Consider the following 20,775-nt stretch of genomic DNA (forward strand, 5'->3'; position numbering starts at 1 on the left):
TATTTATTCACACTTAAAAAATCGATGCTATGAAACAAGTTTTTATTTTACGAGGACTACCAGGAAGCGGTAAGTCTTACTACGCGCAAAGCCTTGCTGACGAATTAGGTGGAGTTGACGAAAGCCAATACCTAATCTGCTCAACTGATGATTACTTTATTAATGAGCAGGGCGAATATCATTTCGATAAATTTAAATTGTCGCAATTTCATAATTTAAATTTAGCGCGCTTTATAAATGCACTTGCTCAAGGTATGCCATTGGTAATTGTAGATAACACCAATATTAAAAAGTGGGAATTTATAGCTTACACTCAAGCTGCTGTTGCTTTAGGTTATCAAGTAAAAGAAGTGATAGTGGGTGAAGTGAAAGACAAATCAATGCAGCACTTATATGCTAAACGTAATTCGCATAATGTCCCGCTTAAAACAATAAGCAAAATGGCCTACATGTTTGAGTGGTAGTGCTTCGAATTTAGTTAGTAACATACATAGTAATACCTATTAAAAAGCCCATATATATGGGCTTTTTGGTTTATGTAAGTAAAAAAGTAGTTAAGCTTTTTGTTTATAAACCGCTAATGGGTGCGAGGTACTTAGTGATACATGCACTTCGTCGCCAGGGTTTACCACAACTTCATGGCTTACTCGGCTAGTTACAACAGTAGAGCACGCAAGTTTTACAGCGCACAAGCGACTGCCACCTTCAAAACGTACCCAAATTACTTCGCCGTTATTACCAACACTGCTTTGTACAAGCAATACATCGTCAGGGCGTAGTAGTACATCAACGTCGCCACTTTCACAGTCAACGCCATGAGCTGGCGCATTACCAATTGAGGTAGTGGCTTGTCCTTGGCTAAATTGGCCGCTAATAAAGCTGGCTTCACCTAAAAAGCGTGCCACAAAGCGATTATTTGGGGTACTAAAGCAGCGCTCGGGTGTATCGATTTGCTGAATTTTACCGCCTTTAAGCACACCAACACGATCGCCAACTGAGAGTGCTTCTTCTTGGTCGTGTGTTACCCAAATAGCTGGTACGCCAGCGGCTTTAAGTGCGTTTCTAATATCCCAACGAAGCATGTCTTTAAGGGCTGCATCTAAGTTTGAAAGCGGTTCATCAAGCAATACAAAATCAGGTTGGTGGGCAAGGGTGCGCGCAAGTGCAACACGTTGCTTTTGTCCGCCAGAAAGCGTTGCTGGTTTTTTATCTCTAAAATCGCTCAGTCCAAGTAGTTTTATCCAATACTCAGCAGGGGCTGTATCTTTTAATCTAAAGCAAATGTTTTGCTGTACGGTTAAGTGCGGAAATAACGCAAAATCTTGAAAAACCATACCTACACTGCGTTTTTCAGGAGGTATTGTTAATTTGGGTGTAGCGCGCCATTTACCCGTGTTTATTTCGCCTTCGCTAATAGGTATAAGGCCAGCAAGGGCTTGTAAAATTGTACTTTTACCACAACCTGTTGGCCCTACAAGCATAAGGATTTCGTTTTCACCCAGCGACAAGTTTAAATCGCTTACTACGCGGTTACTGCCATAATCTATAGACAACTGACTTACAGATAGCATTGTTTCTTAAATCCTTAATGTTCAAACTGGTTGCGTTTTTCGCCAGACATCATAATAGCTAACCCGCAGGCAGATATCACTACTAACAATAATCCAGGAATAGCGGCGCGACCAAAATAGCCCGCTTCGTATACACGCCATAAATAGGTAGAGAGGGTTTCAAACCCTGTTGGGCCAAGTAATAGCGTGGCTTCTAGTTCGCGCATTGACTCTAAAAACACTAGTGCTGCACCGGCAATAATACCGCGCATTGTTAAAGGCAGTGTTATACGAGTAAATACTTCACGTGGGCTTGCCCCTAATACGCGCGCAGACTTTACTAAACTTGGGTCTAAGTGTTCGGTGCTTGTTCTAACAGAGCCCACAGCAAGTGGTAAAAATCGCAGCATATAAGCAATAATAAGCAATCCCAGTGTTTGATATAAAAACGGTAACTGCAAACCACCGTAAACAAGCGCTGTGCCCATTACTATACCCGGAATACCAAAACCAAAGTAAGTAACACGCTCCATTATACGACCCGCTTTTCCACTCAGTGCGGCATGTGCAACGGGGATCGCAACGATAACGGCTACAATTGCCGCAATACCCGATGCATACGTAGAGTTCCACGCAATATTAAAATCAAATGAGCTAAAACCATCACGAGCTAACCAAAGCGAAAATATAGCCAAAGGCAAGCCAATAGCGAGCAGTAAAACAGGTGCAAACGTAATAAATATTGCACTTAACTGTAGTTTGCTTGGGAATAAAATTAACGGGCGACCTTGGCGCTCAGGGGCTGTTTTTATTTGTGATTCAACTAAAAGTAAAAAGCCAACAATAACCATCAGTTGAAGCGAAAGCATGGCAGCGCGTCCTAACGCAAAGGCATTGTATTCAACGTAAATTACGCGGGTAAACGTATCTAAGCGCATCATTGCGGGCGTGCCAAAGTCTGATAACGTATAAAGCGCGACTAACAAAGAGCCTGCTGCAATACCGTTAACTACGCGCGGTAATATAACTTTAAATATACTTTGCGTCATCGACATACCCAGCGTACGCGCGGCATTAACCATGCTCGCGTCAAGGCTCAGTAGGGATGAGCGAGTTGTCATCATTACAAACGGGAAAGTATAAAGCGTCATTACAATGGCGGCACCTGTTAGGCCATACATTGATGGTGTTTCTATTCCTGTTAAGGTGTTTATTTCGCCACCGGGGCCAAAAGCAGCATAAAGTGTAAACGCGCCAATATAACTGGGAATTGCCAGCGGCGCCGCAAATACAACTAGCCAGAGTTTTTTAAATGGCAAATGCACATACGCGCTAATAAACGCCAGTGGCACACCAATTAAAATAGATCCGAGTACCGTTAAACCCATTAACGATAACGTGTTACCTAAAATTTGAAGATTGTGGGTGTCAAACACTGAGCTTGCATCGCTTGCAAGCACTATTAATACATAAACAGGGGTAAGCGCAACAAGCGCTGCAAGCAGCGCCATTGGATAAGAGGCAGGTATTCTCATTACAATACGCCGCTGCTACGCATCAAATCTATAGTAGGGCGTAAATCAGCAAGCTGTGTTAAATCTACTTTAGGTGGAGAAATATTAGCAAGTGATGGTAGACCCTCAGGTTGGGTAATACCATTTACTAACGGAATTTCGTACGCTTCACTGGCTAAGTAACCTTGTACTTCTTTACTTAGTAAGTAACGCATAAAGTTAGTAGCAAGCGGATCATCGTTAAGTGCTAATACACCCGATGCATTAACTAAACAGCCAGCATCATTTTGTGTAAATGCTAAATCAAGCTTAGCATCAGGCTTGCCTGATTTTAAACGCAATGTGTAATAATGATTAGCAAAACCAATATCAACTTCACCGCGTTCAACGCCCATAACAACACCTAATTCTCCAGCGTATGTTTTAGCACGTTTTTTTATCTTTTTAAGCCACTTAGCAGTTTTGTCGTCGCCTTCTAAAATTCGCATTGCGGTTACAAACGATTGAAAAGAAGCGTAGGCGGGCGCCCAGCCAATACTTAAATCGCTGTCGGCAATTTCCATAATACTTGTTGGAATTTGATCTTTGGTCAAACGCGACGTGTTATATGGCAATGTACGAATACGGCCAGTTACTGGAGCCCACTCTTTATATCTAAATTGTGGTTGTAACTGAGCAGATAAATCACCTGGGATAGGTTGTGCAAGGCCTGCATCGGTTACTAAACCAATCGCGCCTGAATCAACCGCCCAAAATAAATCAGCGCGGCGAACGCCGGCTTTAGCTTCTGCAACAATCGTATTTGCTAAAGCAGCAGTAGGACCTCGGCGTATACCGAGTTTAAAGTCTGGATTTTTTTTCTGGATTGCTTGCAATACGTTTTCATACAAACCACCTTCGCCTCGGCCTAAATAAAGGGTTAACTCACCTTTAAGCTTTGGTAAATCATCAACAGAAACTGGGTTTGCTATATCAGCGGCTAGCGCACGAGAAAGAGGCAGTGGCAATGAGCCAACCACCCCTAACGCAGCTAGGCCTTGAATAAAGGTCCTACGCTTCACTTAAAATACATCCTTACGGGCTTTTTCGGCTTTTTCTATTAAAACCTTAGCGCGGTCTAATTTTGTTTGCATATCACTGATCACATCGCGTACTTCATCTACGCTTTTGCTGTTTTTAATTGCTAGTGGCAGTGTTACGTTAAAGTCTTTTTCCAGCACTTCAACTAGGTTGGCGTCTTGCTCAATAAGTGTACCTTCAACGCCTTCAAACAGGTGTAGATAAGTATCGTGAACAATTTCAGTTGCTTCGTCTTGTAAACGCTCAGCAAATTTAGCTACTACACGGTCTAATTTGTGCTTAATTTCATCAATAGTGGCACTTTGTGTCATTTCTTTTGTAGCGGTTGCTTTTACAGTGTCTAACAAGCCTTTTTGCTGGAATTTTGCAGCAAGCTTAACAGCCCCAAGGCCTTGCCACAAGGCTATGTTCATCGCTTTTTGTTGTTTACGAACTTCCTCAGCAGGCTGTTTATTATCAATGGCCATTTTTACGCCATAAAGACCCTGCCAAATAGAGGCGTATACCGGTACGAAGTTAGTTTCTATTGCGCTGTGAAACTTAACTGATTCCCAGTATTCAATTAAATCATCAGTTTTTACAGCTTTTGCGCCTTTAGTGTCGTAGTCGCTTACCATGGTATCAACTTTGCCTACCATCCATTCTACTTCTTCTGCGTAACTTTTAAGGTTAGCTTGAAGATGATTAACATGCTCGCCAATAGGGCCGTTAGCTAATACTGGTTGAGCCATAAACGCCGAGGCTAGTAAAAGGCTTGCACCTAGAGTTTTGGCTGGTTTAAATAGTAATTTCATAGCAAAGAAGTCCAAAAAGGTAATTGTAAATGATAGACATTATCATATAGCTAATAGTTAACGAGATCAATAACTACAAACTCGCTTAATAGATAAAAACACTAAATGTAGCGGTAGGTTACAGTAAATAGCGCTATAACCTGTAAGATTAGGGCGTGTTGACCTTTGCGGATTGAAATTTGTTCAATCTAGGGACGATTAAATCGCGGCGCGAGGTTTGTAACCTAGTGGGCTAAGTAAAAACCGAGTAACAAAGAGTTTATCGTCCCTAGAAAGAACCCAAAGGGCAGCGCATGTTTGTCATTTATGCTGCGTTATCGCCTATTTATGGGGAATAACCACACTACATAGGCTCTGCCTTGCCTAAAAACCAAACATACTGCTGCAAATTCACCTACCAAAGATCAACACGCCCTAGCTATTAAGCGTAATGCTTGCCTTTAATGGCATTATAAATGGCATCACACAGTGTTTTTATACTGGTGTCGTCACTTATATACGGTGGCATGAGGTAAATTAGTTTACCGAATGGGCGTATCCATACGCCTTGCTCTACAAAATAAGCCTGAATTTTAGCAACATCAACATTGCCAGCAGCCTCGTTTAGCTCAACAACGCCTATTGCACCTAAGGTACGTACATTGGCAACCGCATCTAGTTCACTGCATTTATTAAGTTGTTGTAGTTGGGTATTTATTTGCTTTATTCGTTGTTGCCAGTTTTGCTCAAGTAATAAATCAATACTTGCGCAGGCCGCAGCACAGGCAAGCGGGTTACCCATAAAAGTAGGGCCGTGCATTAAAACACCCGCTTCACCTTCGCTTATGCCAATGGCTATTTTATCGCTAGTGATAGTGGCCGACAGGGTCATTGAGCCGCCAGTTAACGCTTTACCAATACACATTATATCGGGCTCTATATTAGCGTGCTCTACCGCAAATAACTTACCTGTACGGCCAAAGCCTGTGGCAATTTCGTCGCAAATTAGCAATACGTTATATTGCGTACATAACTTACGCACGCAGGCTAAATAATCGGGGTGATAAAAGTTCATACCCCCCGCGTTTTGTACAATAGGCTCAATGATAAAGGCGGCTACTTGGCTGTGGTTTGCTTTAAAGTATTCTTCAAGCTCTTGGGCTTCTGCCTGGTCAAACTCGCTTCCAAACTTACTTACTGGTGCGGGTACAAAAACGTGCTCAGGTAAAAAGCCTGAATATAAATTATGCATTGAGTTAACGGGGTCGCATACGCTCATGGCTGCAAAGGTGTCGCCATGGTAGCCCTTGTAAGGCGTCATTAATTTTTGTTTTGTTGTAATGCCTTGGCTTAACCAATATTGCAGCGCCATTTTTATTGCCACTTCAACACTTACCGATCCGCTGTCGGCTAAAAATACTTTAGTTAAACTAGGCGGCGTTATATTTACTATTTTTTTGCACAGCTCTACCGCGCTGCTATGCGTAATACCGCCAAACATAATGTGGCTCATACTATTAATTTGCTCAATCATGGCATTATTTATAACAGGGTGGTTATAGCCATGAATTGCGCTCCACCACGAGGCCATGCCATCGATTAATTGCTCGCCAGTTTCTAGGTGAATAATATTGTGATTAGCATGTGTAACGGGATATACCGGAATTGGCTTAGTCATAGATGTATATGGGTGCCAAATGTGCTCACGATCAAAATCAAGGTCAATCGTATTCTTTTTAATCATATGTAAACTTTAACTAGATGGGCTTCGTTGACAATGTTACTTCAACTCGTAGACTAAGCCAATATCACCGCTGAGAAAAAAATAAGAGAGTATTATGGAACTTGCACCTGTTCGTCACGATTGGACCCACGCTGAAGTTAAAGCATTATTTGAAATGCCATTTAACGATTTACTTTTTAAAGCCGCATCGGTTCACCGTGCTAACTTCAACCCAAATGAAGTGCAAATTTCTACGTTGTTATCAATTAAAACAGGCGCTTGCCCAGAAGATTGTAAGTATTGCCCGCAGTCGGGGCATTACCGAACTGATTTAGAACGCGAACGCTTAATAGAAGTAGAAAAAGTAGTAGAGCAAGCGCGCCTTGCAAAACAAAAAGGCGCGACCCGTTTTTGTATGGGCGCTGCATGGTCAGATCCAAAAGACAGAGACATGCCATACATTTCGCAAATGGTTAAAGAAGTAAAAGAGCTAGGGTTAGAAACCTGCATGACGCTGGGTAAACTCACTAACGAAAAAGCTCATGAGCTTCGCGACGCTGGGCTTGATTACTATAATCACAACCTTGACACGTCACCTGAGTATTACGAGCAAATTATATCAACCCGTACTTTTCAAGATAGATTAAATACCATTGACCACGTACGCGATGCTGGTATGAAAGTATGCTCGGGCGGAATAGTCGGTATGGGCGAGCAAGCAAGCGACCGTTATGGGTTACTGATGCAGCTAGCTAATTTGCCACAACAGCCAGAAAGCGTGCCTATTAATATGCTCGTTAAAGTTAAAGGCACACCGCTTGAAAACGCAGACGATTTAGATCACTTTGAATTTGTACGTACCATTGCAACAGCGCGCATTATGATGCCACACAGTTATGTGCGTTTATCGGCAGGGCGTAACGCCATGAACGAGCAAATGCAGTCAATGTGCTTTTTTGCAGGCGCTAACTCAATATTTTATGGCGACAAACTTCTTACCACCGAAAACCCAGACGCTGATGCCGATATGAACCTAATTAAAAAATTAGGCATGAACCCAGAAAAGCGTCACGACTATTCAGACGAAGCAGTAGAAGCCTCGCTTTCATCGCAAGTAGCCGACAAAGCAACGTCTGAATTGTTTTACGAAGCGTAGGCTTATATCAATGCCTTTTGATTTTATAAACACGCATCTGCAGGCTCGCCAGCAAGATGCGTTACTTCGTAAACGCCACGTAGTGCAACATGCAACAGCGCGCACCATAACGGTTAATAATAAAGCCTACCTTAACTTTGCCAGTAACGACTATTTAGGTTTTGCTGATGAGGCTGTTAATATTAATGACTCCCACGCATTAGGGAGTCACAGCTCAGCATTGGTTACCGGTTATCAGGCGCAGCAAAAAGTGCTCGAACAATACTTATGCGAGCAATTTGGTTATGGCGCAGGGATGCTGTTTAACTCAGGGTTTAGCGCTAATAGCAGCGTAATTAAAGCGTTGTTTCAAGATAAAGCGGCTGCGCAAAACAGCGCTATTTTTCAAGATAAGTTAAATCATGCAAGCTTGATTGACGGTGCTCTGCATTGTAACGCGGCATTAGTGCGTTTTAATCACAACGACATGAATCATTTACGTTCACAGCTCGAAAAATCAAAAGCGCAAAACAAGCTGATTATAAGCGAAGGCGTATTTTCGATGGATGGCGATACCGCGCCTCTTAAAGAATTACTCGCACTTGCAAAACAGCATAACGCATGGCTAATGATTGACGACGCACACGGCTTTGGTGCATTAGGCAAAACCGGTTTGGGCAGTTGCGAAGCATTTATTACTCAAACGCTGCCAGATATATTAGTCATTACCTTTGGTAAAGCAGTTGCCAGTAGTGGCGCGTGTGTATTAGGCAGTAAACAGTTTATTGATTACATGCTGCAATTTAATCGCGATTACACGTATTCAACCGCTATGTCGCCGCTTATGGCAAGTCACACACTTGCGCGTATTAAAAGCATAAAAACAGCCAATGATAAACGCGATAAACTAAATGCCAATATTGCGTTATTTAAGCAACTCGCTAAAACCCATAATATTGCTGTAATGGAATCAAACACAGCCATACAACCCATTGTATTAGGCTGCGCTGAGCAAACGTTGCAAGCGGCAGATAAACTTAAACAACAGGGTATTTGGCTCACTGCAATTAGACCGCCGACGGTTGCACATAACAGCTCACGTTTACGCATTACTTTAACCGCCGCACATACCGAGCAAGACATAACGCACTTAGTTAAGCATTTAGTAGGTGCAATAGCATGACTGCTCAGCCAGTATTAAAAACAGACCTAGTGCAAACACAACTTGTAAAACCGTGCCTAGTAAGTAGCGAATTGGATATAGAGTTAAACAAGGATTTAAGCAAGGAGCTTAAAAAGTCTACACAAAGTAAGTTTTCAAAGGCGGCAGCGCGTTATAACACTCATGCAAATGTACAAAAACACGCAGCGAGCGATCTATTTGCACTCATAAAACCAGGCTTTAATAAAAATATGCTTTGTGTTGATTTAGGCGCAGGCCCACTTGTTAATACGCATACCTTACAAAGTATGTTTGCAAGCGTTATTGCCATGGATTTGAGCTTAAACATGCTACAAAGTAGTGATTTAACCGCACCAAAAATATGCGCCGATATGGATAACTTACCGCTGCAAGCAAACAGTGTTGATGTAATTTACAGTAATTTTGCAGTGCAGTGGTCTGCTAATTTTTCGGCTTTAATGCAATCACTTTACAGCATATTAAAACCAGGCGGGCAGGCGTACATAAGCGCTGCGGTAGAGGGCTCACTTAACGAAATAAAAACAGCCTTTGCAGCGCTCGATTCTAACAGCCACATAAATACCTTTAATAGTGAGTTGCATATAAACCAATCAGTCCAAAAAGCAGGGTTTACTATTAACAGCGCTCAAAAACGTATTTACACCGATGAATACACAACACCTTTAAAAGCTATTGCCTCAATTAAAGCTATAGGTGCAACTACGCAAAATCATACCAATACACGTCAAGGGTTACTTACTAAATCGGCGCTACAAAAAGTATGCAGTGCGTATCCGCTTATAAATAACAAAGCATGTGTGTCTTATCATGTGGTGCTGTTATCATTACAAAAAAGCGATTAATTGCTTAAGTTAAAACTTAAACCAAAGTTAGATTCAGATCATAAGGCAAAGTAATGAAAGAATTTTTTATAACAGGCACCGACACCGATGCCGGAAAAACCCACGTTACCAGTTTGCTATTAAAGTTACTTGCCCAACACAAAAAACAAGCCATTGGTTTTAAACCCCTTGCTGCTGGCTGCGAAATGGCGTTCGATCAACTAGTAAACGCCGATGCTCTTATACTAATGGAAAGCGCAACAGTGAGCGCTAAATACGACGTAGTAAATCCGTTTGCGTTTGCACCACCTATTGCGCCGCACATAGCCGCTGAGCAAGTTGGAGTGAGTATTACTGTAGATAAACTAAGCGATGCTTATAAAGGTGTAAAACAACAGGGAGCTAATTACATACTAACTGAAGGTGCTGGTGGCTGGGCGTTACCTATTAACAATACGGAGTATTTATACGACTGGGTTAAAGCAGAGCAACTGCCGGTAATACTCGTTGTTGGTATGAAATTAGGTTGCTTAAATCATGCGTTACTAACCGCTGCGCATATGCAAAGTATGGGTATAAACTGCGTTGGTTGGATTGCAAACCAAGTCGATAAAAACATGGACGAGTATCAAGCAAACCTTGATTCACTCAAAGCACGTTTACCGTTCCCAATACTTGCCATAAGCCCATACAGCGAGCAAACTCCTAAGTTACAAATATACAAAAGCTTGCTTAGTGCGTTATCTATAAACACTTAAGTGGTTTTAAAAAAGTTACTTTTTTAAGTAAATCTTGAAATAGTCAGCCTTAGTACACATATAAACGTTTATAAATACATAGCTTGCTTAAAGACAATGTTACTAAGGACATAACGACTATATGACGCACCCATTTATTCAACGCTACGCCCAAAATGCGCACGTAAGCGCTGAGCCAAAAGCACTAAACTATGGCTTACCTAAAAAACGCGTAGGAATAATAGGTGGGGGCACAGCTGGCGCCACAATAGCCATTAGGCTTGCTGCGTTAGGGTTAGAAACTTATGTACTTGAAAAGAAAAAGTCGTTAATTGATGGCCCTCCAATGTGCCATTTGCATGCAGGTGGCAACTTATACCGTGAAATACCCGATGAAGACTGCATAGATTTACTCAAGCAATGTATAGACATTGCGCGCCTTTATCCTCACACCATCGATGTTCGCCCCACAGTATTTGCCGTACCCAAGCGCGATGACGAAGCACCAGAGGATTTATTTCCGCGTTTAAATAAATTAGTAAAAGCCTACAGCGAGCTTGTTGAGCAAGATAGCGCTAACAAAATATTAGGCGAGCCAGAGCATTATTATCAGTTATATAGTTATGAGCAAATGCTAAAGCTTGCTAAGCAAAAACAAGTAGCGAAGCCCACGTCGTTAGATGAGTGGATGATACCCGTTGCTAAGCATTTAGATTTAGATAAGCTAAAGTTTCCGCTTATTGTTGCACAAGAATATGGTTGGAATATATTTCGTTTATCGGCCAGTGCACAGCTCGCCCTTGCACAGTACAAACACGCTCACGTTTTAACAAACACCAGTGTTAAAAATGTATCGTCAATTATTAATACCAATAATGATAAGCAAACACTTAAGTGGCGCATTGAATACCAATCAGAGCAAAGCCTTGATGAACAACCTGATACTCCAACTGATACACAAACCATTGAGGTAGATTACCTAATTAATGCGTGTGGTTTTCAAACCGGTATTATTGACGACCTGGTTGGGGTAGATGTAAAACGCATGGTCGAATTTAAAGCCTCTTACATTACTCATTGGCAAGGTGCTGGTGGGCAAATACCCGAAATTATTATTTACGGTAACCGTGGCACACCAGAGGGCATGGCGCAGCTAACGCCTTACCCAAATGGTTATTTTCAAATACACGGCATGACCAACGACATTACGCTATTTAATGATGGCTTAGCTGATGCAACACCAATGAGTGCTCAACCTAAACTCCCCAATAAATACCTGCATTATATTAAAGATGGCTGGGATGAAGCAGCATTGCAAACACGTACCCAAACAGCAATTGATTATGTAGCCGAGTTTGTACCTGCGTTTAAAACTGCTAATAAACAAAATAATGCCTTGTTTGGCGGGCAACAAATCCCAGGTGATGATGACACTTTGCGCGTAGCCGATGTAAGTTTATATTCGCATATTAATTATGCACGGGCCGAAAATGTTAAAGCATCGTCAACGTTAATAGCGGCAGATCAAATAGTGGGTGAGTTTATAAAATTGGGAATAATAAGCAGTGATCCTGCTGTAAATCATCACCGCAGTACTCATCAATGGTCGTACCTTAAACATAATAGCTGCGAAAGTATTGACGAAGTTGCGCGCATATTGGCACACGAGCGTGGATTTCCAATTGATATGGCAGAGCTAAATAACAGCTTGTAATAAGCTGATTTATAAAGAAACTTCAGTTTTAAAATTGCTGTAAAACTCTTCTTAAAAAAATTATCAATAAACACATAAATAACACTTGTGTTATGACATAGTTTGTCACAAAATAGCGCTAACGTTATGACATAGTGTGTCATGGCGCAGTGATTGCTTTAACCTAATTTAATTTTATGTTCGGTGATCAAACCTATTTTTGTGAGGACAATATGAAACGTGTATTTTTGTTTTTATTAACTAACCTAGCGGTTATGTTGGTATTAGGTGTAGTGCTTTCAATAATAATGAGCGCGCTGGGCTTAAGCCATCGTAGCCTTGGCGGAATTTTACTTATAGCCACCGTATTTGGTTTTGGTGGATCGTTTATTTCGTTATTTATGTCGAAATGGATCGCTAAAAAATCAACAGGCGCGCATGTAATTACGCAGCCTCGAAACGAAACCGAACATTGGCTTGTACAAACGGTATCTGCGCAAGCACAAAAAGCAGGTATTAAAATGCCAGAAGTGGCTATTTACGACAGCCCAGAAATGAATGCGTTTGCAACGGGCCCTAGTAAAAACAACTCATTAGTGGCAGTAAGCACAGGCTTAATGCACAACATGACCAAAGATCAGGCCGAAGCCGTACTTGCCCACGAAGTATCGCACGTGGCTAACGGCGACATGGTAACGCTTACGCTAATACAAGGCGTGGTAAACACCTTTGTAATATTTGCCGCAAAAGTATTGGCAGGCATTGTAGATAACTTTATTAATAGCGATAAAGAAGAGGGCGGCAGTAGCTGGACATACTTCTTATTCGACATGTTATTCCAAGTATTATTTGGTGTGCTAGCAAGCATAGTAGTGGCAAGTTACAGCCGTAAACGTGAATTTGCAGCCGACAGCGGCGCAGCAAAATTGGTAGGTGCTGATAAAATGCGATCAGCGCTTGAGCGATTAAAGCAAAACCATCCTTCGCAATTAGAAGGCTCAATGATGGCCTTTGGTATTGCAAGTGGCAAAGGCATGGCTGAGCTGTTTTCATCGCACCCGCCACTTGATGCGCGAATAGACGCACTGCGCACTGCGTAAGTAACGCTTAAATATTACTTACTACATAACCAAAAGCCTGCATTAGCAGGCTTTTTTATGTGTAATATTTTTGTTATCGAGAAATAATAATTACTGAGACAGAATAATTTCAGTAATACCCTCAGCCGAGAGTATTTCAATCCAGTAACCGTCAGGGTCTTTAATAAAAGCTAAGCCTTTCATTGAGCCATCATCTGGTTTTTTAACAAATTCTACATTGTACTTTGCAAAGCGCTCACAGGCTTCGTAAACATCCGGTACGCTAATACCAATATGCCCAAATCCTTTAGGTTCTTGGTTACCACTGTGGTATCCCTCAAAGCTGTCGTCGCTTTCAGTGCCCCAGTTATGGGTAAGCTCAATTAGCGCAGGGCGACGAAACACCCATTCAGCTTTAGTTTTATCATCACCTTGTGGCAATTCTTGCTCGTAGCCTAAAAAGTAAAGCGTAAACTCCATACCAGGAAAATCATACTTACCTAACAGCTTCATACCTAATACATTTTGGTAAAATTCAAGCGATGGTTTTGGATCTTTAATACGCAACATAGTTTGCTGCATAACAAAGCCTTGAGTAGCTTGTGCAACTTGTTCTGGAGATTCGTTATAGTTAGACATGGTGATCCTTTCTAATAATTAAGAAGCGAAAGCATAGATATAATGCTTAAACTATCATAATCAACTCTAAGTTTAATTTAAACTCACCTAAGCATTAAAGAATGGTTAATAATAGTTAATGCAGCTTTAAATCATTTATAAAAAAAGTACCCCACGTAGCTTCATCGCTGCAGCCACTTATCTCTGGGCCTAGAAAAAAACAGCCATAGCCCTTAGATTTAGTATATTGCCTTTCTTTGTAAACAATGCCATCTGTTCTCGAGGTCCAAGTTGTTGTGTGTTCGCGACCATAAGGGAACATTATGGGGAATGGAGCTAATGGTGAAATAATAATGCCAACCCACTTAAGACCCCCTTTGTATTTTACTTCTTTTACGGCTGTTCCTCTTTTTGGTATTTTTCCTGTGGTATGTGTTTCAACATATACTAAATCGTATGAAATACATCCTTGCAAACAAAGTATCATTGACAAAGTTAATACCGGTTTAATCAATTTCAAAATAAATCCTTTTAATTTAACAACTACATAGAGCGTCATCTAACATTACGGGCTTCTATGAAAAACAGTTAATATTCTCACCAAACAACGATTGAGTAAATTTATTATTTATAGCTTTTACGCTCCACAGTTGATAAGTTTTTGACAGCAAAGCAATCAATATTTTAAAAAAGTGAAAGAGAAACTTATATTCAAAGGAGAAAGTATGAAAACATTAAACATTATTTTTGGACTCGCATTACTCTTTGCTATTACAAATGCTAACGCAGTAGAGGGACTAATTTCAGTAAAAAGCCCATTAAGCGCTAAAGCCACTATGGATCAGTTTGAGAATTTGGCAAAACAAAAAGGGCTAAATATATTTGCACGAATAGATCACGCAGCCGGTGCTAAAAAAGTAGAGCAACAACTACGCCCAACAGAGGTTCTTATATTTGGTAACCCCAAAGGCGGCACACCACTTATGCAGTGCGCACAAACAATAGGTATTGATTTACCGATCAAAGCACTGGTATGGGAAGACGCACAATCGCAAGTGTGGTTAAGTTACAACGATCCTACTTATATAGCTGCGCGCCATAATGCTGTAAATTGCCCAGCGGCTAAAAAAATAAGCAAAGTATTACACACACTCGTAACAACTACGGTTAAGCAATAAATTAAAAAGTGTAAATAAATAACGAGCACTTACACTAAGCGTTAAAATAGAAAAGGAGCCATTATGTTTTACGATGACATGCAGGGGTTATTACGTGTACTTTTAATTGGTGTACTGGGTTATGTAGCACTGGTGTTTTGGTTACGTGTATCGGGTAAACGTACGCTTTCAAAGTGGAATGTGTTCGACTTTGTAGTCACCATTGCGCTGGGCTCAATATTAGCGTCTGTTATTATTTCAAAAAGCGTCCCGTTAGCTGAGGGCATACTAGCCTTTATGGTACTAATAGGGCTGCAATACGCTATTACCTGGTTTAGTGTGCGCTCGTCTAAATTTGCAGCGCTTGTAAAAGCAAAACCCACGTTATTGTTAAGTAATGGCGAGTATTGTGATTCAGCTCTTAAATCACAACGGGTAACAAAGTCAGAAATTCGCGCCGCTGTGCGGGGCGCAGGTATTATTGCAATAGAAGAGGTAGCCGCAGTTGTGCTCGAAACAGACGGCAGCTTTAGCGTAATGCCACACAATAACAGTGGCTCTAAAACCGCGTTAAGCGATGTAGTGTGAGTATTAAAGAGTAATAAAGATCATTAAAGAGAAGACAGGCTTTATTGCCTAGCAGATTCAAGCCTGTCTTATATAACTATTTTAGCTATTTAGCCGGTTCTAATAAACTAAACGTAGGTAAGCGCCATTTAAAGCGTATTGATGCCATACGTATTAAGTATCCTGCAACTAGGCTTACAATAATGCTTATGTTGTCGTCAATATTGTAATGGTGCAGCGCTAAATATAAGCACGCTACAATTAACGCCACGCTAGCATAAAGCTCGTTGTGTAATACCAACGGCGCTTGACGACATATTAAATCACGCAGTAACCCACCAAATACGCCAGTAACAATGGCTGCCACAACACAAATACCATAGTGCAAGCCCATATTTAGCCCCACTTGGCAGCCAATAATACTAAATGCAGCTAAACCAAGGGCATCTAAGCGCATAAATATGCCTTTAAATTTAACCACCCATTTAGCCAACCACGTAGTAACAATACCGGCAATACAAGTAATTAATAAATACTCAGGGTGCTGTACCCAGGTAAGCGGGTAATTGCCTAGTAATATATCTCGTACGCTGCCACCACCAATTGCGGTCGCACTGGCTACTAGCACTACGCCAAACCAATCCATTTTCATTCGTCCTGCGCTAAGTGCGCCAGTCATGGCTTCTGCTGTAATACCAATAATATAAACAATCGTTAATAGCATGAGATAATCACTTGAAATATGTGCGTAAAAATAAAGGAGTGATTGTATAGATAAATGAGCTAAAAAACGAATGAGAAATCATACTAAAAAAGCTTAATTCAGATAGAAATAACTAATGATAAAATACAGTGTAAACAGCCTGTTAAGTCACTGTAGAGCTGAGGGTTAATTATTAAAATTTAAAGGACATTTATCCGTTAGCTATAAAATAAAGCTGGTTGATTTTTTACTTGGTTTTAGTCCTATGAGCATTTTTAGGGCACTAGTTTTAGCGCTTTAATTAATAGCTAAATTTAATAGTTAAGTCTAATAATTAAGCTTAATGGATAGAGCGTAAAATTAACGTAATATGAATAAATAGTTGCATGGTATTAATTTAGGGACGTATAATAACAAGTGTTAACTAGATGAAACTAGCGTAAAGCGCAGTTTAAGCATTACAGGTTATTAAGGGCACACATATGCACAAAGGATTGTTAAAGTCGTGGAAATCAGACAAAGGTTTTGGTTTTATTAAATCAGACACCCTAGAACACGATACGTTTATACACATATCAGCGCTCAAACACATGAGCCGCAAGCCTAAAGTTGGCGACACCATTTACTTTGACGTTGCAACGCAGCCCGACGGCAAAACCAAAGCAATTAACTGCCGCATAGAAGGCGTTACAGAGCTTAAAGCACCACATCAAACAACTAATGCAACATTTAATAAAACAGCGAATGCACCACATCCTAATACAAGCCATAACAAGCCGCACCGGATTGCCAAATCTAACTTTGCCAGTAGCTTTTTAGGTAAAGTTGCCTCAATAGCGCTTATTGCTGCACTTTGCTTTTATGCGATTAATAAATACAACGCTCACTCAAGCAACCAAACTCCCTTTCTCTTAAATGACGATTTAGTCACCTTTGATGAAAAATACCCAAAAGTCGTTATTCCAAAAAGCACGCAAAATTTTACGTGTGATGGCAGGCAATATTGTACTGAAATGCGCTCACGCGAAGAGGCTGTATTTTTTATTAATAACTGCCCGGATACAAAAATGGATGGCGATAGGGATGGTGACCCTTGTGAGAGGGATACACGGTTTTAAAGGGTAGGGCTATAAAGCTTTTAGCTTTAAAAAAATAGAATTAATTAATTGCTGTGTATAAATAAAGCTATGTAAGTTGTGTCCCATAACATTATTGAAAGTCGTTTTGGGGTTAAATAACAAAGGCTACTGATTAGCAATTGTAATTATCTGTTTATAAATGAGTTGTTTGGTGTAATTATCGAACAACGTAATGTACGCCGTTTTGGGGGGGATAACCCCCAAAAGTGGGGTTCAATAAGCTGTTAGGCGCTTTGGTACGAGGTGTGCCCCATACATTTTCTCAAGGATATCTAAATGGTCTTAATATATGCAGTTTAAACTTACATCTGGATTTATAATTTTTTTAGGGTCGTACTTGCCACTAGCATTAATTCTAGCAGTACAAGACATTCCTATATCATGGTGGAGCAATTCATTTTGCAATTTTTCTGACATAGATAATTGCTTATTTAACCCGTTTCAACATCCATATTTTTCAACTGTTTTCATTGTTATCAGCATTATTTCAGTAATTATTTCAAACATGTCTTTGAAAAAAATTGATTACCCATTCAATGGCGAAGTTAAAAGCTCAAAAACAATTCCGAATGACATTATAAATTACGTGTTTCCTTACGTAGTTTCATTTATGGGGATAAGTTATGACGCTCCTGAGAAAATGTTAGGGTTCGTGGTGTTTTTACTATGGATGTTTGCAATTACTTATAAGTCAGGTCAAATAATAATGAACCCGATTTTATTAATGTTTGGTTGGAAATTATATGAAGCAAAAATTGTAATAAATGGTCAAGAAAGGGATGTTCGAGTATTGAAGAAAGGAGCTCTAACCCAAGGTAATTATAAATTTCAATCAATTCAAGATTTTTACATTTCAAAGGATATAAGCTAATGGATGCTGAGTTTCAATTATTAAGAGCATTTGACTTTGCCAATGCAACACCTCATTTATGGGTTTTTAAAAACAGTAGGTCACAGGAAAAATTTAGAACTTTTTATGTTCAAACGGAAACGGATCTTAATCGACAATTTAAAACGTTTGTAAATACGGAAATAGAGAGAATTACAGAACACTCTCCATATTCTTATATTGCTCAGACAAATGAAAACAGTTGTTTAACTCTAGATTCTACAACAACAAATTTTTCAAATTTGAAGGTATTAGTTGATCGGTTAGAACCAGAGCATCGAATAAATGATAGCAATGATTTAAAAGGTGCTAATGGCTACGTAGTTAAATACATAGCAAATGGTGTAACCGTATATGCTGTGAAAAGATCTACCTCTACTTGGAAAACTTCATATCCTAATAAGTATATTAATATGGTGTTTACGAATGGCGAACTATCAGGTGTAGTAGATAATAGTTTCTCGATCGAAAAGAACTTTGATTTTTACGTTATTAATAATGTTGCATTTATAGCGAATAAGCGCGGTTTCGAATCATCTATGAAATATCGTGAGGCATACTCACAGGCATTTACTCAACTACAGCAAAATCCTTCATTTAGTAATTTATTCTCTGATTTACAGCCTATCATTGAATATGTTGGTACTAATTCAATGCAGTTACGCCGAATGGGAGTTATTGAGGTAAAAGAGGTCTATACGAGCCCCAATTTTATAACAAAATTAATGGCTGTAAATACCGCTAGAGGTTGGGGGCTTAACTTTGATTTAGCAAATAATACTATTGTCCCTTGTGCTGACACAACAAGCACTATCCTTCAAGTTCTTTTAGATCACCGCTTAATGAGTGAAATAACTGCAAATATTTACGATGTGCCAGATGCCGTTCAAGTGTAAGGAGCGCCTAACAAAGCCATCAATTTGACCGCCTTACGCTGCGCTTCATGTGGCAAGTTATGGCTGCGTTAGCCGTCCTTAAAGTTTTAACCTAATCCTGAGGTGTATTTTGATAAGAGTTATTTCACCATCCTCTAAAAATAACAAGAAAGAAAAAAGCATCAAGTTCTACTTGCGACAAGATAATTGGAATGATCATAGCTTCCAAACTCAGTATCAATTATTTTTATCTGGTGCATATAGCTCAGATGGAGAGCCAGTTTCTATTGGAGATGTCAAAATCCTTAAAAAAGGTCAAAAGTCTAGCGATTCTCATGCGCTTGCCGTTGGAGATATTGATAGTCTCGACCCAGAATTTTGCTCTTTAGGTCAATCTTTAGATTATTATGAGCGCTTAGCGAATATTGACTCTGATATGAGGGATTACATATTTTCTGCATTGAATGATGTAGTTATACAACCAAAATTAAAAGAGCCTTTTAGTAACGAAGAAGGCTGGAGTACTTCTGTAATGAGGTATCTCGATGAAACTGATGATCTCTTCATATTACCTCCCATGATGATTAATAAAGATTATCAAAAATTACCTAGTATTGATTTAAGCTTCAAATTTAGCAACAAGTCATTAATCTCTCCGATAGAGTTTAACTTCGACTCACCAGAATATTCTCACAGCAGTAAGCTACCTAGCAGAGTTATTGTGTTAGTAGGAAGGAATGGCTCAGGTAAAAGTACACTGCTGTCAAAGATTTCACGAGTAGCTTTTGCTTCTGGAGCGGACCGAAGAGACCCTGTACTTCGTGAAGTTGGCGAGTTTGAACCTGTTGGATTGGGTTTTCCTAAGATAATTAATATTTCATATAGTGCATTTGACAGCTTTCAGGTGCCTGGAATATATATCCATGAAAAAGAACAAATACTAAAAGATATGAGTAATGGACAAGGAAGATATATATTTTGCGGTATAAGGGATATATGTAAAGAGCTAGATACTTCAATTGAGAACTTTGAGCGAGATAAGCGAGGAAAACTCACTAAAGAAGAAATTTTAAAAGATCGCCAATCATTTACAAACCTTAAATCAATAGAGGTACTACTGTCTGAAGTTAAAGTTTTGGTTGATAAAATTACTGATTTGAAAAGGATATATATTTTACGTGCCGTATTAAAAATTTTATCAAAAGAAAGTTCTTTTTATGAACTATTTAAAAGTATAGATTTTGATAATTTATCTAACAGCTTATCAGATGTATTTAGTAATTCTTCAACAGGTCATAAGTTCGTCATACATTCAATAGTTAATATTATTTCTCATGCTGATAAGCGCAGCTTGGTTTTATTTGATGAACCTGAGACACATCTTCATCCACCACTATTAGCTGTCTTAATGAGCTCAATCCGGTGCAAGATTAACAGTGACACCCATCCTAAATTTTGCTCTTTTCAAAATTTAGGACTACGTTTTAGTTAGTGCAAAAAACGAGCAGGGTGTCTTAT

Annotated in this window: 21 protein-coding genes; 13 read left to right on the forward strand and 8 right to left on the reverse strand. The window is 39.8% G+C overall.

Annotation, left to right across the window (positions count from 1 at the left end):
- The first annotated feature begins 29 nt into the window (after positions 1-29).
- Complete coding sequence (locus GQR54_RS06295; protein WP_007586798.1) at positions 30-464, forward strand: ATP-binding protein; 435 nt, start codon at positions 30-32, stop codon at positions 462-464.
- A gap of 90 nt (positions 465-554) precedes the next feature.
- Here the strand turns inward: GQR54_RS06295 and GQR54_RS06300 are convergent, their stop codons facing one another.
- From GQR54_RS06300 to bioA, 5 genes are all read right to left on the reverse strand, one after another.
- Complete coding sequence (locus GQR54_RS06300; protein WP_166376865.1) at positions 555-1,571, reverse strand: ABC transporter ATP-binding protein; 1,017 nt, start codon at positions 1,569-1,571, stop codon at positions 555-557.
- Between the two features lie 14 nt (positions 1,572-1,585).
- Positions 1,586-3,085 carry an iron ABC transporter permease gene (locus tag GQR54_RS06305; RefSeq protein ID WP_024589223.1) on the reverse strand — a complete coding sequence of 500 codons (1,500 nt, stop codon included), beginning with the start codon at positions 3,083-3,085 and terminating at the stop codon, positions 1,586-1,588.
- A complete protein-coding gene (locus tag GQR54_RS06310; RefSeq protein ID WP_010552741.1) occupies positions 3,085-4,125 on the reverse strand; it encodes an extracellular solute-binding protein in 1,041 nt (346 codons plus the stop codon). The genes GQR54_RS06305 and GQR54_RS06310 overlap by 1 nt, the downstream gene beginning before the upstream one ends.
- Positions 4,126-4,938 (reverse strand): hypothetical protein, encoded by an 813-nt coding sequence (locus GQR54_RS06315; protein ID WP_007586790.1) that lies wholly within the window; start codon positions 4,936-4,938, stop codon positions 4,126-4,128.
- A 421-nt stretch (positions 4,939-5,359) separates the two neighbouring features.
- The gene (bioA, locus tag GQR54_RS06320; protein WP_166376866.1) at positions 5,360-6,661 is read right to left on the reverse strand and encodes an adenosylmethionine--8-amino-7-oxononanoate transaminase; all 1,302 of its coding nucleotides are present in this window, start codon (positions 6,659-6,661) and stop codon (positions 5,360-5,362) included.
- A gap of 94 nt (positions 6,662-6,755) precedes the next feature.
- Here bioA and bioB point away from each other — a divergent pair, with 94 nt between their 5' ends.
- The 6 genes from bioB (at position 6,756) to htpX (ending at position 13,330) form a co-directional block, all read left to right on the forward strand.
- On the forward strand, positions 6,756-7,796 hold the full coding sequence (gene bioB, locus GQR54_RS06325) for a biotin synthase BioB (RefSeq protein ID WP_010552743.1): 1,041 nt from the start codon (positions 6,756-6,758) through the stop codon (positions 7,794-7,796).
- Between the two features lie 10 nt (positions 7,797-7,806).
- A complete protein-coding gene (locus tag GQR54_RS06330) occupies positions 7,807-8,958 on the forward strand; it encodes an 8-amino-7-oxononanoate synthase (protein WP_166376867.1) in 1,152 nt (383 codons plus the stop codon).
- The gene (locus GQR54_RS06335; protein WP_166376868.1) at positions 8,955-9,821 is read left to right on the forward strand and encodes a methyltransferase domain-containing protein; all 867 of its coding nucleotides are present in this window, start codon (positions 8,955-8,957) and stop codon (positions 9,819-9,821) included. The genes GQR54_RS06330 and GQR54_RS06335 overlap by 4 nt, the downstream gene beginning before the upstream one ends.
- Positions 9,822-9,874: 53 nt before the next feature.
- Positions 9,875-10,558 carry a dethiobiotin synthase gene (bioD, locus tag GQR54_RS06340; RefSeq protein ID WP_166376869.1) on the forward strand — a complete coding sequence of 228 codons (684 nt, stop codon included), beginning with the start codon at positions 9,875-9,877 and terminating at the stop codon, positions 10,556-10,558.
- A gap of 121 nt (positions 10,559-10,679) precedes the next feature.
- Complete coding sequence (locus GQR54_RS06345; RefSeq protein ID WP_166376870.1) at positions 10,680-12,251, forward strand: FAD-dependent oxidoreductase; 1,572 nt, start codon at positions 10,680-10,682, stop codon at positions 12,249-12,251.
- 212 nt (positions 12,252-12,463) lie between these two features.
- Positions 12,464-13,330: a protease HtpX gene (htpX, locus tag GQR54_RS06350; RefSeq protein WP_166376871.1), complete on the forward strand. Its 867-nt coding sequence runs from the start codon at positions 12,464-12,466 to the stop codon at positions 13,328-13,330.
- 90 nt (positions 13,331-13,420) lie between these two features.
- On the opposite strand, the gene gloA is transcribed toward htpX, so the two are convergent.
- Complete coding sequence (gene gloA / locus GQR54_RS06355) at positions 13,421-13,948, reverse strand: lactoylglutathione lyase (RefSeq protein ID WP_166376872.1); 528 nt, start codon at positions 13,946-13,948, stop codon at positions 13,421-13,423.
- Positions 13,949-14,063: 115 nt separating this feature from the next.
- Positions 14,064-14,447 carry a hypothetical protein gene (locus GQR54_RS06360; RefSeq protein ID WP_166376873.1) on the reverse strand — a complete coding sequence of 128 codons (384 nt, stop codon included), beginning with the start codon at positions 14,445-14,447 and terminating at the stop codon, positions 14,064-14,066.
- Positions 14,448-14,652: 205 nt separating this feature from the next.
- Here GQR54_RS06360 and GQR54_RS06365 point away from each other — a divergent pair, with 205 nt between their 5' ends.
- Positions 14,653-15,105: a DUF302 domain-containing protein gene (locus GQR54_RS06365; protein WP_166376874.1), complete on the forward strand. Its 453-nt coding sequence runs from the start codon at positions 14,653-14,655 to the stop codon at positions 15,103-15,105.
- 63 nt (positions 15,106-15,168) lie between these two features.
- Entirely contained in the window at positions 15,169-15,672 is a 504-nt protein-coding gene (locus GQR54_RS06370; RefSeq protein ID WP_166376875.1) for a YetF domain-containing protein, read from the forward strand.
- Between the two features lie 85 nt (positions 15,673-15,757).
- On the opposite strand, the gene GQR54_RS06375 is transcribed toward GQR54_RS06370, so the two are convergent.
- Complete coding sequence (locus GQR54_RS06375; RefSeq protein WP_165728663.1) at positions 15,758-16,375, reverse strand: trimeric intracellular cation channel family protein; 618 nt, start codon at positions 16,373-16,375, stop codon at positions 15,758-15,760.
- Between the two features lie 461 nt (positions 16,376-16,836).
- Between GQR54_RS06375 and GQR54_RS06380 the strand changes: the two genes are divergently transcribed.
- From GQR54_RS06380 to GQR54_RS06395, 4 genes are all read left to right on the forward strand, one after another.
- Positions 16,837-17,472 (forward strand): cold shock domain-containing protein, encoded by a 636-nt coding sequence (locus GQR54_RS06380; RefSeq protein ID WP_166376876.1) that lies wholly within the window; start codon positions 16,837-16,839, stop codon positions 17,470-17,472.
- A 310-nt stretch (positions 17,473-17,782) separates the two neighbouring features.
- On the forward strand, positions 17,783-18,364 hold the full coding sequence (locus GQR54_RS06385) for a hypothetical protein (protein WP_166376877.1): 582 nt from the start codon (positions 17,783-17,785) through the stop codon (positions 18,362-18,364).
- Positions 18,364-19,278, forward strand: a complete 915-nt coding sequence (locus GQR54_RS06390; RefSeq protein WP_166376878.1) for a DUF4868 domain-containing protein — start codon at positions 18,364-18,366, stop codon at positions 19,276-19,278. The genes GQR54_RS06385 and GQR54_RS06390 overlap by 1 nt, the downstream gene beginning before the upstream one ends.
- Before the next feature lie 109 nt (positions 19,279-19,387).
- Positions 19,388-20,749: an AAA family ATPase gene (locus GQR54_RS06395; RefSeq protein WP_166376879.1), complete on the forward strand. Its 1,362-nt coding sequence runs from the start codon at positions 19,388-19,390 to the stop codon at positions 20,747-20,749.
- Positions 20,750-20,775: the final 26 nt, after the last annotated feature.

It is taken from the genome of Pseudoalteromonas sp. Z9A4 (assembly GCF_011378845.1).
Taxonomy (GTDB): Bacteria; Pseudomonadota; Gammaproteobacteria; order Enterobacterales; family Alteromonadaceae; genus Pseudoalteromonas; species Pseudoalteromonas arctica.